An 11,868-nucleotide genomic window follows, 5' to 3' on the forward strand; every position below is an offset into this window, starting at 1 on the left:
CGGATCGGTCAGGCGTCGACGGGCCGGCGGATGCCGTCGATCGGCATCTGGTCCACCGGCGCGTAGGTGACGTTCTGCCCGGAGCTGGGCGCGTGCACGACCTGTCCGTCACCGGCGTAGATGGCCGTGTGCGTGCCGCCGTTGTAGACGACGACGTCGCCGGGCCGGGCGTCGGCCAGGTCGACGGGGGTGCCGACGTACTCCTGCTCCTGGCTGGTGCGCGGCATGCCGACGCCTTCCTGCCCGTAGGACCACTGCACTAGGCCGGAGCAGTCGAAGCCGCCGGGCTGGGTGCCGCCCCAGACGTAGGGCGTGCCGATCTGGGATTCCGCGGCCTGGAGCGCGCGCAGCCCGACCGAGCTGGCCGGCGGCGGCGTGACCTGGTCGATCACCTCACGGGCCTGGCCCTGCCACGGCTCGGGCACCTGGGCGAGCAGGCCCTGGGCCTGCGGCGAGGTGAGCTGCTCCTGGACGGGCTGGGGCACCTCGGGGATCTCGACGGCGCCGACGCCCGGGACCTGGATGGTCTGGGCGAGGGCCGGGACAGCCGGCAGGGCCGCGCATCCGGCGATGGCGCCGGCGACGACGGCGGCTCGAGCGGTTCCACGCAGTCGGGTGCCGCGGAAGTGGTGTTTGCCCATGGGGTTCTGCAATCTCCGTATTCGTCGTGCACCCGCCGGTGCGCCTGGAACACGCGTCGGCTGCCGGGCGGGACCGGAGTTCGGCCCTCTGCGACCGGGCTCACGCACGCGGTCGCCTGCACCCCCGGCGCCATGGGTCCTGCACCGGCGACAGGGCCGGACAGGGCGGGTGACTTGCTTGATCGCAAGATTGCTTCAAGATTACTACGATTCGGTAACGGCATTCAAACCGGGGTCGTTTCAGATATGAATAAGACCAGGTGAGAGCCGCTAAATTCGAGATCACAGAAAGGGCTCGCCGAAGGCTGCGGGGTCGTTGCCAGGACAGAAATTCTGCCCTACTGGGGCGCACTTGTCGGTGCGGGCTCGTAGCCTCGGAATATGTGCCGAAACATCACCGCGCTGCGCGGCCTCGAGCCCGCGGCAACGCCCGAGGAAATTCAGGCGGCGGCCCTGCAATATGTCCGCAAGGTCGGTGGCCTGTCCAGCATTTCCGCAGCAACTAAGCCGGCGGTAGAGGAGGCGGTCGCCGACATTGCCGCGGCAACGGCTCGGCTATTGGCGCAGCTGCCGGATCGCCGGGTGCCGCCGAAGACGATCCCGCCCTTGCGCCGCCCGGAGGTCCAGGCGCGCATCCACGCGCACGACTGACGCGTCAGGCCATCTCTTCGAGGTCGGCCAGCTGGGTGTGGACGTAGGCGGCTATTCGATGCCGCGCGGCCGCTGGGAGCCGTGCGATGTCCGCGGCCGACAACACCGGCTCACTGGGCACCTGCACGTGATACTCGTCGGGTTCGGGCGTGTCTGCGACCACCGATAGGTGGTCCGGCCGGGGCGCCGACACGGGACGATCTGGTTCGTCCGGGTCGGCTCCGGCTAATGCCGTGCGCACCATGCGAGTCAGAATATTGCTAACTCGTTGGTATTGCGGCAAGTTCGCCATCGATGCAGGAAAGTGGGGTTGCCAGCAAACTCGAAGTCTGCAAAAAGAGAATTCGCTACGCAGTACTCTCGGGGGCCTGGAACCAGGTGCGGTAGAAGGTGATCGCCAGACCCGCGAGCGCGCCCAAGATCATCAGAGCCGACGGCAGCGGATGCGCGGCCATGGTCAGCGGCAGGTAGCGTACGGCGAGCAGCACGCCCGCGAAGGTCGCGACGCCCAGCGCGATCACCCGCACCCTGGCCCGATCCCAGCCCCGCTCCGGATCGCGCAGCACCGATTCGATGGTCAGACACAGCGCCGCGCCCACCACCAGGTCCACGCCGTAGTGCGCACCCAGGCCCAGCGTCGCGATCAGCGTGCACACCAGCCAGAACACTCCGCCCCAGCGCAGCCAGGCCGGCCCGCGCCGGGTGTGGATGAACAGCGACAGCGCCCACGCGGTGTGCAGTGACGGCATGCAGTTGCGCGGCGTGATGCCGTCGAAGGGCATCGACGACAGCGCCGTCGGCAGCGGCGGCACGACATCGGGCCAGACATTGCTCAGCTCCATCCCGTTGCCCCAGGGCCCGTAGGCCAGGATCGGCCCGACGACGGGGAACAGCACGTAGAACAGCGGCCCGATCAGGCCGATCGTCAGGAACGTGCGCACCAGGTGGTGCCGCGGCCAGCGGCCCGCGGTGACTCCGCGCAACTGCCACACCGCGACCACGATGGCCGCGACCGGCAGCTCGAAATACACCCAGCGCACCAGGCTCTCGAACCACGGCGCGGCCTCGAGCACCTGACCGGCCAGCCAGGACGGATTGCCCAGCACTCGATCCGCCACCTGCACATAGGGATCGAGCACCATCGGCCGCGACCACGCGGTGATGTCGAGCCAGATCTCGCCGACCTTGGTCGCGAGGATGAGCAGCGCGCCGAGCGCGATGGTGCGCAGCGCGGTCTCGCGCTGGGTGCCACTCCAGCGCACGGCCGCCAGGATCGCCAGCACCGTCAGCACGATGGTCGGTCCGTTGCCGACGGTGAACTTCGCGCCCTCGACCGCCCGGATCCCGACGAAGACCAGATCGAGCGCGACCGCCGAGGCCAGTGCGGTCACCCGCACCCGGTTGGTGACACCGACCAGCGCGAGCAGGAAACCCGCCCAGGAGGTGCTCGCCGACTTGGGTACGCCCGCATAATCCCTGGCCAGGCTCGTCAATGGCCCGAGTGCGCCGATGTGCGCGGCCATCGCCTGGCCCGCGACGAGCACCAGCACAGCGGCCGCGAGGCCGCCCCAGATAGTGACCGGTCGAAAATGCCCATCCCGCCGCGCAATCCCGGTTGCGGAGGTCGAACGTTCGTGCGGGTCGAGAATGAGCATTCGGCCATCGTAAACACGATGCGAATGCGGCGAGACGGCGTGGTTAACAGGCGGCCGCAGCGCGGTGGCGAGCTGCCCGGATTCCCTGCCGGGCCGCTCGCCCGTTCTCGGCTGAGCCCAGCGGGTTTCGGTCACAAGGTCTGCGGCCATCCGGTCCCGGCGGCGGCGCGCAGCCGCACCGGCAGCGCGTTGAGGCCGCGGATCAGCAGGCTCTTGCGCCAGGACAGCTCGGCGAACTCGCCGTCGAGGGTGAGGGCCGACGTGCGCCGCAGCAACTGGGTGAGCGCGACGGTGGCTTCCAGCCGGGCCAGCGCCGCGCCGACGCAGAAGTGGATGCCGTGCCCGAAGGCCATGTGCCGGTTGTCGGCGCGGTCGGTGTCGAAGCGGTCCGGCACGGCGAACCGTTTGGGATCGCGATTGGCCGCGCCGATCGAGATCATGACGAATTCGCCCGCGTCGATGTGCTGGTCCGCCAGCACGATCGGCGCGGTGGTGTAGCGGGCCGTGGCCAGGTGGATCGGGCCGTGCGCGCGCAGGATCTCCTCGACGAAGGCCGGAATGTGCTCCGGATCGGCCCGCAGCCGGGCCGCCAGCAGCGGATTGCGCAGCAGCTCGTGCACGGCGTTGCCGATCAGGTTGACCGTGGTCTCGTGCCCGGCGGCCAGCAACAGCAGCAGCATGGAGATGAGTTCCTGCTGTTCCAGCCGATCGCCGTCGTCCATGGCGACGATGAGTTCGGAGAGCAGGTCGTCGCCGGGTTCGGCGGTGCGGGCGGGGATCAGTCCGGTGAGGTAGGTGAAGAAGCTGATGCCCGCGCTGGTGCGCACCTCGATGCTGGCGGCCTCGTCGACCACCCCGGCGGTCCAGGCGCGGAACTCGTCCTTGTCGTCGTCGGGCACGCCGAGCAGTTCGCAGATCACCGCGACAGGCAGCGGGAAGGCGTAGGCGTCGAGCAGGTCGACCGTGCCCGCGGCGAGCATGTCGTCGAGCAGCTGGTCGGCAATGGCGGTGACGCGCGGTCCGAGTTCGCGAATCGCGCGCCCGGCGAAGGCTTTCTGCACGAGTTTGCGCAGCCGGGTGTGCTGCGGCGGGTCGGCGAAGAGCATGTTGTCGGTGATCGCGGCGTTGAACTTGTCGGCGGCACCGTGCTTGGCCAGCACCGCCTGCCCCTCGGGCGACCCGATCCGCTTGCTGATGTTCGGCTCGGTGAAGGCCTGGCGGGCGAGGTCGTGGTCCACGACGAGCCATCCCACCACGCCGTCGACGCGCACCCGGTGGATCGGCCCGTGCACGCAGAGTTCGCGGTAGATCGCGTGCGGGTCCTGGTAGAAGTCGTCGCCGAGTTCGATGATCCGGGACGCGGTGGTCATGGTCGACTGCCTGTCGGCGCTGGGGCGGAATCCAATGTGCACGGTGCCCTGATCCTTTCGACGTGCGAGTGGCTGCTGGCGGACGCGCGGACCGGGGCAGCAGGGGACACCTGCGCGGCAAAACGGGAAGGAACAGCCGGGTCCGCGGCGGAAACGAAGGTCGAGCAGTGGAGCACGGTCTGCGAAATCGGGACAGCGGGGCGAACCGGCTCGGCCGCCGACGGAAGAACCTACTCATCTCCCGCGATTCCGCAAAACCACGACGGCGCGGCGCGGTTGCCGAAAATCAGCTGAGCGCAGGTATTTTCGCCGGCGAGCAGGGAGCGCGACGTCAGTGTTCAGGACTGTTCGAGGTGGCGCAGGCGGTGCGTGTGGCCTCCAGGCCCCCCGACGGTGTAGGTGGTGACCCCAGTACAGCATCGCCGGGTCGGTGCGTTCGAAACGCTTGCTGAGCCGGCCCAGCCGGATGGCCGCGCCCCGCATCGGCGCGGCGAGGACGCCCCCGGGCAGGGGGTCGGGGTGGCGGCCGTCGCAGCGTTTCGTCCGCGACGGCGGCGATGGCGTCGATGGCGGCGACGAGGTCGTCGATGAGCCGGTGGCCCGGTTCCGGTTCCGGTTCCGGTTCCGGCGGCACCGTGGTGATCGGCATCGGCATCGGCGACGACGCGGGAGCCGTCCGGGTTCTCGGCGGCCTAGCGCAGGCCCGCGCCGAAGGCGGTGTGCACCATCTCGGTCAGCTCGCGGCCGGGCAGGGGGTCGTAGACCGGCAGCAGCGTCGCCCGCATCGTCTCGGCCTCGCGCTGGAACACCCGGCGGAACAGCTCCTTCTTCGATCCGAAGTGCGCGTAGAGCGTCGGCTCGGTCGAGTTCGCGGCGTGGGCCCGGGCGTCCATGCGCGCGGCGCGATAGCCGTGCTCGGCGAAGATCGCGCGGGCGGCGTCGCGGAGCTCGTCGTCGGTGGGGCGTCGCTGTGACAGGATTGTGCGCGTCACGGTCGGGGACCATGTGACGCAGGGCATTCGATGTGCGGGTGGTTCGACGTGATACTTCGACGGTGGCGGCCGCTGGTCGCGGTCCTCTCGATGGCGGTGCTCGGCGCGCCCGCGCCACAAGCGGCGGCCGACGCGGTGAGCACACCCGCCTGGGCCGGGCAGTGGCAACAGACGACCTACCCGGCGGTCAGCGCTGAGCACGAAGTCGCACTCACCATGAGCGACGGAATCGTGCTGAAAGCCAACATCTTCCGTCCCGCGGACGCAGCCGGGCAGCCGATCGGGACTCCGCTGCCCGTGCTACTGACGATGACCCCGTACATGAAGCAGACCTCGGAACCTGTGCCGGGCGGCGGCATGGTGGGCTTGTCTCAGGAGCTGATCCGCAGCGGGTACGTCTCGGTCGTCGTCGACGTGCGCGGCACCGGTGTCTCCCAGGGCATCTGGGATGTGCTCGGGCCGCGGGAGCAGGCCGACACCCTCGAGGTGATCGACTGGGCCGCGCGCCAGCCCTGGTCGAACGGCGCGGTCGGCATGAGCGGCCCGTCCTACATGGGGATCAACACGGTGCAGGCCGCCGCGCAGCGCCCGCCCGCGCTGAAGGCGATCCTGCCGATCATCCCCGGCTCGGATCTGTTCCGCGACATCGTCGGCACCGGCGGCGCGATCGGGCTCGGCTTCATGCCGATGTGGCTGAGCATCGTCAACGGCGGCAAGTGGGCCTCCGGCTTGCAGGCGTTGCAGCAGGGGCGGCTGGACCCGCGCTGGCTGACCGACCGGCTGGCCAGCCCGGCGACCATGCTGCCGGAGCTGGCCAGCGTGTTCGCCAGCCCCGATCTGGCCGCGCTGCCCCCGGCCACCGTGGAGCTGGCCGGCTACAGCGATTGGTACCGCGCCCGGCAGTCCGATCCGAGCCGAATCCAGGTGCCCACCTTCGTCATCGGCGGCTGGCACGACATCTTCGCCAACAGCCAGCCCGACATCTACAACGCGATTCCGCTCCCACCGGGGCAGAAGCAACTGGTGATGGGCAACGGCTACCACGCGACCGCCACCAAGGGTTTCGGCGTTCCCGGCGGCCCGCCGGCGGTGGCGGCCTTCCAGCGCGCCTGGTTCGACAAGTGGCTCAAGGGCATCGACACCGGCATCGAGGAGTACGGCCCGGTGACGCTGTACCAGCAGGGCGGCGTCTGGACGTCGGGCGACAGCTTTCCCCGCACCGGTGCCGCCTACGAAAAGCGTTATCTCACGGCAGATTCCAGTGCCAGCGCGCCGCATGCGACCTTCGACGGCAGCCTCGGCGCGGCCGCGCCCGCGGCACCCGCCCGGCTGACCGTCGCGCCGGGGCCGCGCGGTCTGTGCTCGCGCCAGGCCATCGAGGGCACCGCGGGCCTGATCGCCATGCTGCCGGGCGGCACCACGTGCGAATTCGATTCCCGCTACGCCGAAGCCGAGGCGCTGACCTTCACCACCGCACCCGCCGGCACGGCGACGGTGCTGTCGGGTCCGATCAATCTGCACCTGAACACGGTGCTCGACGCACCGGACGGCTTCTGGGCGGTTTCGCTCAACGACGTAGCGCCGGACGGGACTTCGACAGTCCTGTCCACCGGCCAGCTGGTCGCGAGCCTGCGCGCCGTCGACGACGAGCGCAGCACCCGCACGCCCGCAGGCGATTACATCAAGCCCTATCACCCGCTCGACATCAACGCACGCGCCGACCAGACGCCGGGCGCGCCAACGGTTCTCGACATCGGGCTGCTGGCCACCGACGCCGTGATCCAGCCCGGCCACCGGCTGCGCCTCGACGTCTACGCCTTCAGCGTGCCGCGCGCCTTGCCCACCGGAGCGAGCGTGCTCGCCAGTGGCCTGCGCCCGCAGCACGTGCAACTCGACCCCGCCGAGCCCAGCTATGTGACGCTGCCGCTGCACGGCAGGCCGGGCTTCTAGCGGGGTGTGGCCCAGATCTCCGTTTGTGGCCCGGGCGCGCACGGGTATGGCACGATCACCCGGTTCGTCGCTCGGTGCAGGAGGCTCTGGTTTGGAAGCGCGTCTGGGACCCAACAGGTTTCGCTGGGTCCGGCGCACCGCCTCGGTGCTGCTGCTGGTCGCCGGGGTGCTGGGCGCGCCGGGACTCGCCGCCGCCGACGAGCCCGCCGACGCCTACCTCGACCCGCTGGCCGCGGCGGCCTACACCCCCGAGCTGCGCTGGACCGACTGCCGGGACGGGTTCGAATGCGCTTCCGCGCCGGTCCCGTTGGACTATCACGAGCCCAACGGCGCACAGGTCGAGCTGGCGGTGATCAAGCTCCCGGCCGCCGATCCCGCGCGCCGGATCGGCACGCTGTTCGTCAATTTCGGCGGACCCGGACCCTCGGGCGTGGACCGGTTGCGGGAGCGGGCGCGCTGGCCGTGGCTGTTCTCCGAGGAGCTGCGGTCCCGGTTCGACCTGGTCTCCTGGGATCCGCGCGCGGTGGCCCGCAGTTCCGCGGCCCGCTGCTTCGCGAACGAGGGGGAGCAGCTCGCCTTCCTCGGCTCGGTGCCCGAAATGCCCACGGCCCCGGGCGAAGAGGCCGCCTTCTACGACTGGTCCCGGCAGTTCGCCGAGCGCTGCCGGGCGCAGGCGGGCCCGATTCTCGAGCACGCGTCCACCGCCAATACCGCGCGCGATCTGGAACTGCTGCGCCGCGCGGTGGGTGATCCGAAGCTGACCTACCACGGCATTTCCTACGGCACCCAGGTCGGCGCGGTTTACGCGAACCTGTTCCCGGGCCGGGTGCGGGCCATGGCTTTCGACGGTTCCCTGGATTTCGAGGGCAATGTCAACGGGCACGAGGGCCAGGGCACGGTTATGCCGCTCGACGCCAGACAAGATGTCGCGCAGGGCATCTCGGAGACTTTCGAGGCTTTCCTGCGGCAGTGCTCGGCCGCCGGGGAGCGCTGCGCCTTCGCCGCCGGGGATCCGAAACTGAAGTGGATCGCCCTGGCCGAGCGGGCCCGCCTGGCCCCGATCCGGCTGGACGGCCAGGCCTGGACCTACGGCGCGATCGTCAACGCGGCAGCGGAACTTTCGCAGTCCGCGACCTATCCTGCGCTGGCCACGCAGTTGCAGCGGCTCTTCGACGCCGGCACGACGCTGCCCGGCCTGCTGCCCGTCGCCAAGGCCGCGACCTACACCGGCAATCGCACCGAGGCGTTCCACGCCATCCAGTGCGCCGACAGCACCGTGCCGACCGATCCCGAGATCTACACCCGCGCCGCCATTTCCGAGGATCTCCGGGTGCCGTACTTCGGCCGCATCCCGGTCTTCGGCAGCGCCACCTGCGCGTTCTGGCAGGCACACGACGCCGACCGCTACACCGGGCCCTGGGACCGCCGCACCGCAGCGCCGATCCTGGTACTCAACAGCCGATTCGATCCCGCGACCCCGCTGGCGGGCGCCTACGCCGGCGCCGAGCAGCTGGCGCGATCCCGAGTCGTGGTGATCGAGGGCGCGGGCCACAGCAGCATGTACGTGCCGAGCGGCTGCGCCGAGCGCATCAAACGCGAGTACCTGGTCACCGGCGTGCTGCCGCCGAAGGGCACGCGCTGCGGCATCGACCGCTCGCCGTTCGACTGATCGGGGTGTGATCCGGGGCGGATCGAGGCGGTACCCCAGCGTCGGTGGTGGCGCGCGGCTGGGGTGCTGGCGGCGGTTGTGCGGTGGGCGGACTCGGCATCGGTTGCAGCACTCGGCTGGGGTGTTCGCGGCGGGCGCACTCGGGATCGGTGGTGACGCGCGCGGCTGGGGTGGTGGCGGCGGTCGCGTGCGGTGGGCGCACTCGGCGTCGGTAGTGGCGTGCTGCTGGGATGACAGCCACTGCGCGGTGGGCGCACTCGGCATCGGTGGCAGCGCTCGGCTGAGATGCCAGCCACTGCGCGGTGGGCGCACCCGGCATCGGGGGCAGCGCGCGGCTGGGGTTGTTGGCGGCTACTGCGCGGCGGGCACAATTGTCGGCGATGAGACTGCCTGAGCTTCCTGACCTACCTGTACAGCCGCAGCTGGCTCGGATCACCGAGACTCTGGCCGGTGCCGGGGCGGCGGTGCTGGTCGCGCCGCCCGGGACCGGGAAGACCACGCTGGTGCCTCTGGCGCTGGCTGCCTCGACGAGCGGGCGGGTGGTGGTGGCCGAGCCGCGGCGGCTGGCGGCGCGGGCCGCGGCGGCGCGGATGGCGGCGCTGCTCGGGGAGCAGGTCGGCGCGAGTGTGGGGTATGCGGTGCGCGGGGATCGGCGGGTCGGGCCGAAGACCAGGATCGAGGTGGTCACCTCCGGGCTGCTGGTGCGCCGGTTGCAGGGGGATCCAGAGCTGTCCGGGGTGGACGTGGTGGTGCTCGACGAATGTCACGAGCGGCACCTGGACGCCGATCTGCTGCTGGCGCTGCTGCTCGACGCGCGGGCGGGCCTGCGCCCGGACCTGCGGGTGCTGGCCACCTCGGCCACGGTGGCCGCGGATCGGCTGGCGGCGCTGCTCGGTGCGCCCGCGCCCGTGCTGGAGGTGCGCGGGCGGGCCTATCCGGTGCGGTTCGACTATCAGCCGCCGCTGCCGCGCGAGCGCGTCGAAGCGCAGGTGGCGCGGGCCACCCGCGCCGCGCTCGCCGAGACCGAGGGTGACGTGCTGGCCTTCCTGCCCGGGGCCGCCGAGATCCGCCGCACCGCCGAGCACCTGTCCGGGCTCGGCGGGGTGGACGTCGTTCCGCTGCACGGGCGGCTGTCCGCCGCGCATCAGGACGCCGCGCTGCGTCCGGGCGCGCGACGGCGCGTCGTCTTGGCGACGGCGGTCGCCGAGTCCAGCCTCACCGTGCCCGGGGTGCGGGCGGTGGTGGACTCCGGGCTGGCGCGGGTGCCGCGCATCGATCACCGCCGGGGGTTGTCCGGCCTGGCGACGGTGCGGGTGTCGGCCGCGGTCGCCGAGCAGCGGGCCGGGCGGGCCGGGCGCGAGGGCCCGGGGCGCGCCTGGCGCTGCTGGCCCGAACACGAGCACAGCACGCTGCCCGCCTACCCCGAGCCCGAGATCCGGACCGCGGATCTGACGCGGCTGGCGCTGGAGCTGGCGTGCTGGGGCACCGCCGACGGGTCGAGCCTGGCGTGGTGGGATCCGCCGCCCACCGGCGGCCTGAACGCGGGGCGCGCGGTGCTGCGCGCGCTGGGCGCGGAGTCCGCCGACGGCGCCGTGACCGAGCGGGGCCGCCGCATGGCCGCGCTCGGTCTGCACCCGCGGCTGGCTCGGGCGTTGCTGGACGGCGCGCCCGTCGTGGGCGCACGCACCGCGGCCGAGGTCGTCGTCCTGCTCGACGACGACAGCTTCTCTCCCGCAACCGATCTCGTCGCCGGGCTGCGGTCGCTGCGGCGCGAGCAGCCGGCCCGCTGGAAACGCGAGGTGGACCGCATCGCCCGGCTCGCCGAGGGCGGCTCCGGCGCGGCGGACGACCCGGCTTACGTTGTCGCACTGGCCTATCCGGAGCGGCTGGCCCGCCGCCGCGCGCCGGGCTCGGCGAGCTATCTGATGGCCGGCGGCACGGCGGCGACGCTGCCGCCGGGTTCCGGTCTGGGCGAGGCGGAATGGCTCGCCATCGCGGGCGCCGCCCGCGATCCGGGCCGCACCGAAGGCCGAATTCGCCTGGCCGCCATAGCCGATGCGGAACTGGCGCGCCGGGCCGCGCCGAACCTGCTCGACACCGGCGTGGAGGTGGAGTGGCGCGACGGTGACGTGGTCGCCCGCCGGGTGACCCGCCTGGGCGCGATCACGATGTCGGAGCAGCCATTACGCGATCCCGCTCCGGAGCTGGTCGCCGCGGCCGTACGCCGCGGCTTCGAGCTGGACCTGCTGCGCTGGGATGCCGACGCCACCGCGCTGCGGCAGCGGATGGACTTCCTGCACCGCACGCTGGGCGCGCCCTGGCCCGCCGTCGACGACGCCGCGCTGCGCGCGGACCTCGACGCCTGGCTCGGCCCGGAACTGGCCACCGCGCGCCGGCGCGCCGACCTGGAGCGCATCGACGCCGGCGCGGCGCTGCGCCGGCTGCTGCCGTGGCCGGAGGCCGCGCGCCTGGACGAACTCGCGCCCGAGCGCCTGGAGGTGCCCTCCGGCAGCCGGGTGCGTCTCGACTACGCCGCCGACCCACCTGTGCTGGCGGTCAAGGTGCAGGAGATCTTCGGCTGGACCGACACCCCGCGCCTGGCGGGCGGGCGCGTGCCCGTGCTGCTGCATCTGCTGTCCCCGGCGCAGCGTCCGGCGGCGGTGACCGCCGATCTGGCCTCGTTCTGGCGAACCGGCTGGCCGCAGGTGCGGGCCGACCTGCGCGGCCGCTATCCCAAGCATGCCTGGCCGGAAGACCCCGCCACGGTCACCGCACATCGTGGTACCGCGCGTAACGCTTTCCGGGACTGACACCCGTTCTAGCAATGTTCTGGCAACCTCGAGCGACTGTTGTTGCAGATCACAGCGCTGGATCGGCAAGAGTGTCCGAATTGTGATCTGATAGGGGCCCGACTGCCCCGAAAGCTTCGGTCTTGCGTTG

At 71.5% G+C, this 11,868-nt stretch carries 9 protein-coding genes; 4 read left to right on the forward strand and 5 right to left on the reverse strand.

Annotation, left to right across the window (positions count from 1 at the left end; all coding sequences use genetic code 11):
* Positions 1-8 precede the first annotated feature (8 nt).
* Positions 9-641 (reverse strand): NlpC/P60 family protein, encoded by a 633-nt coding sequence (locus tag AB0I43_RS30825; protein ID WP_356981223.1) that lies wholly within the window; start codon positions 639-641, stop codon positions 9-11.
* Positions 642-1,022: 381 nt separating this feature from the next.
* On the opposite strand from AB0I43_RS30825, the gene AB0I43_RS30830 reads away from it, so the two are divergent.
* Positions 1,023-1,292: a DUF2277 domain-containing protein gene (locus AB0I43_RS30830; RefSeq protein WP_356981224.1), complete on the forward strand. Its 270-nt coding sequence runs from the start codon at positions 1,023-1,025 to the stop codon at positions 1,290-1,292.
* Positions 1,293-1,296: 4 nt separating this feature from the next.
* Here AB0I43_RS30830 and AB0I43_RS30835 read toward each other — a convergent pair whose 3' ends face one another.
* From AB0I43_RS30835 to AB0I43_RS30850, 4 genes are all read right to left on the reverse strand, one after another.
* A complete protein-coding gene (locus tag AB0I43_RS30835; RefSeq protein WP_356981225.1) occupies positions 1,297-1,455 on the reverse strand; it encodes a hypothetical protein in 159 nt (52 codons plus the stop codon).
* 184 nt (positions 1,456-1,639) lie between these two features.
* Complete coding sequence (locus tag AB0I43_RS30840; protein ID WP_356981226.1) at positions 1,640-2,947, reverse strand: phosphatase PAP2 family protein; 1,308 nt, start codon at positions 2,945-2,947, stop codon at positions 1,640-1,642.
* 131 nt (positions 2,948-3,078) lie between these two features.
* Positions 3,079-4,317 carry a cytochrome P450 gene (locus AB0I43_RS30845; protein ID WP_356981227.1) on the reverse strand — a complete coding sequence of 413 codons (1,239 nt, stop codon included), beginning with the start codon at positions 4,315-4,317 and terminating at the stop codon, positions 3,079-3,081.
* Between the two features lie 692 nt (positions 4,318-5,009).
* On the reverse strand, positions 5,010-5,309 hold the full coding sequence (locus AB0I43_RS30850; RefSeq protein WP_356981229.1) for a helix-turn-helix domain-containing protein: 300 nt from the start codon (positions 5,307-5,309) through the stop codon (positions 5,010-5,012).
* Positions 5,310-5,357: 48 nt separating this feature from the next.
* On the opposite strand from AB0I43_RS30850, the gene AB0I43_RS30855 reads away from it, so the two are divergent.
* The 3 genes from AB0I43_RS30855 (at position 5,358) to hrpB (ending at position 11,738) form a co-directional block, all read left to right on the forward strand.
* On the forward strand, positions 5,358-7,259 hold the full coding sequence (locus AB0I43_RS30855) for a CocE/NonD family hydrolase (protein WP_356981230.1): 1,902 nt from the start codon (positions 5,358-5,360) through the stop codon (positions 7,257-7,259).
* A 91-nt stretch (positions 7,260-7,350) separates the two neighbouring features.
* Positions 7,351-8,928: an alpha/beta hydrolase gene (locus AB0I43_RS30860; protein WP_356981232.1), complete on the forward strand. Its 1,578-nt coding sequence runs from the start codon at positions 7,351-7,353 to the stop codon at positions 8,926-8,928.
* Between the two features lie 380 nt (positions 8,929-9,308).
* A complete protein-coding gene (gene hrpB, locus AB0I43_RS30865; RefSeq protein WP_356981234.1) occupies positions 9,309-11,738 on the forward strand; it encodes an ATP-dependent helicase HrpB in 2,430 nt (809 codons plus the stop codon).
* Positions 11,739-11,868: the final 130 nt, after the last annotated feature.

This window comes from Nocardia sp. NPDC050435, assembly GCF_040655395.1.
In the GTDB taxonomy this organism is placed as follows: Bacteria; Actinomycetota; Actinomycetes; order Mycobacteriales; family Mycobacteriaceae; genus Nocardia.

Excerpts from the sequence above, each read along its gene's own strand:
- AB0I43_RS30825 (WP_356981223.1), bottom strand. The coding sequence starts at position 641 with ATGGGCAAACACCACTTCCGCGGCACCCGACTGCGTGGAACCGCTCGA.
- AB0I43_RS30830 (WP_356981224.1), top strand. The coding sequence starts at position 1,023 with ATGTGCCGAAACATCACCGCGCTGCGCGGCCTCGAGCCCGCGGCAACG.
- AB0I43_RS30840 (WP_356981226.1), bottom strand. The coding sequence starts at position 2,947 with ATGCTCATTCTCGACCCGCACGAACGTTCGACCTCCGCAACCGGGATT.
- AB0I43_RS30845 (WP_356981227.1), bottom strand. The coding sequence starts at position 4,317 with ATGACCACCGCGTCCCGGATCATCGAACTCGGCGACGACTTCTACCAG.
- hrpB (WP_356981234.1), top strand. The coding sequence starts at position 9,309 with ATGAGACTGCCTGAGCTTCCTGACCTACCTGTACAGCCGCAGCTGGCT.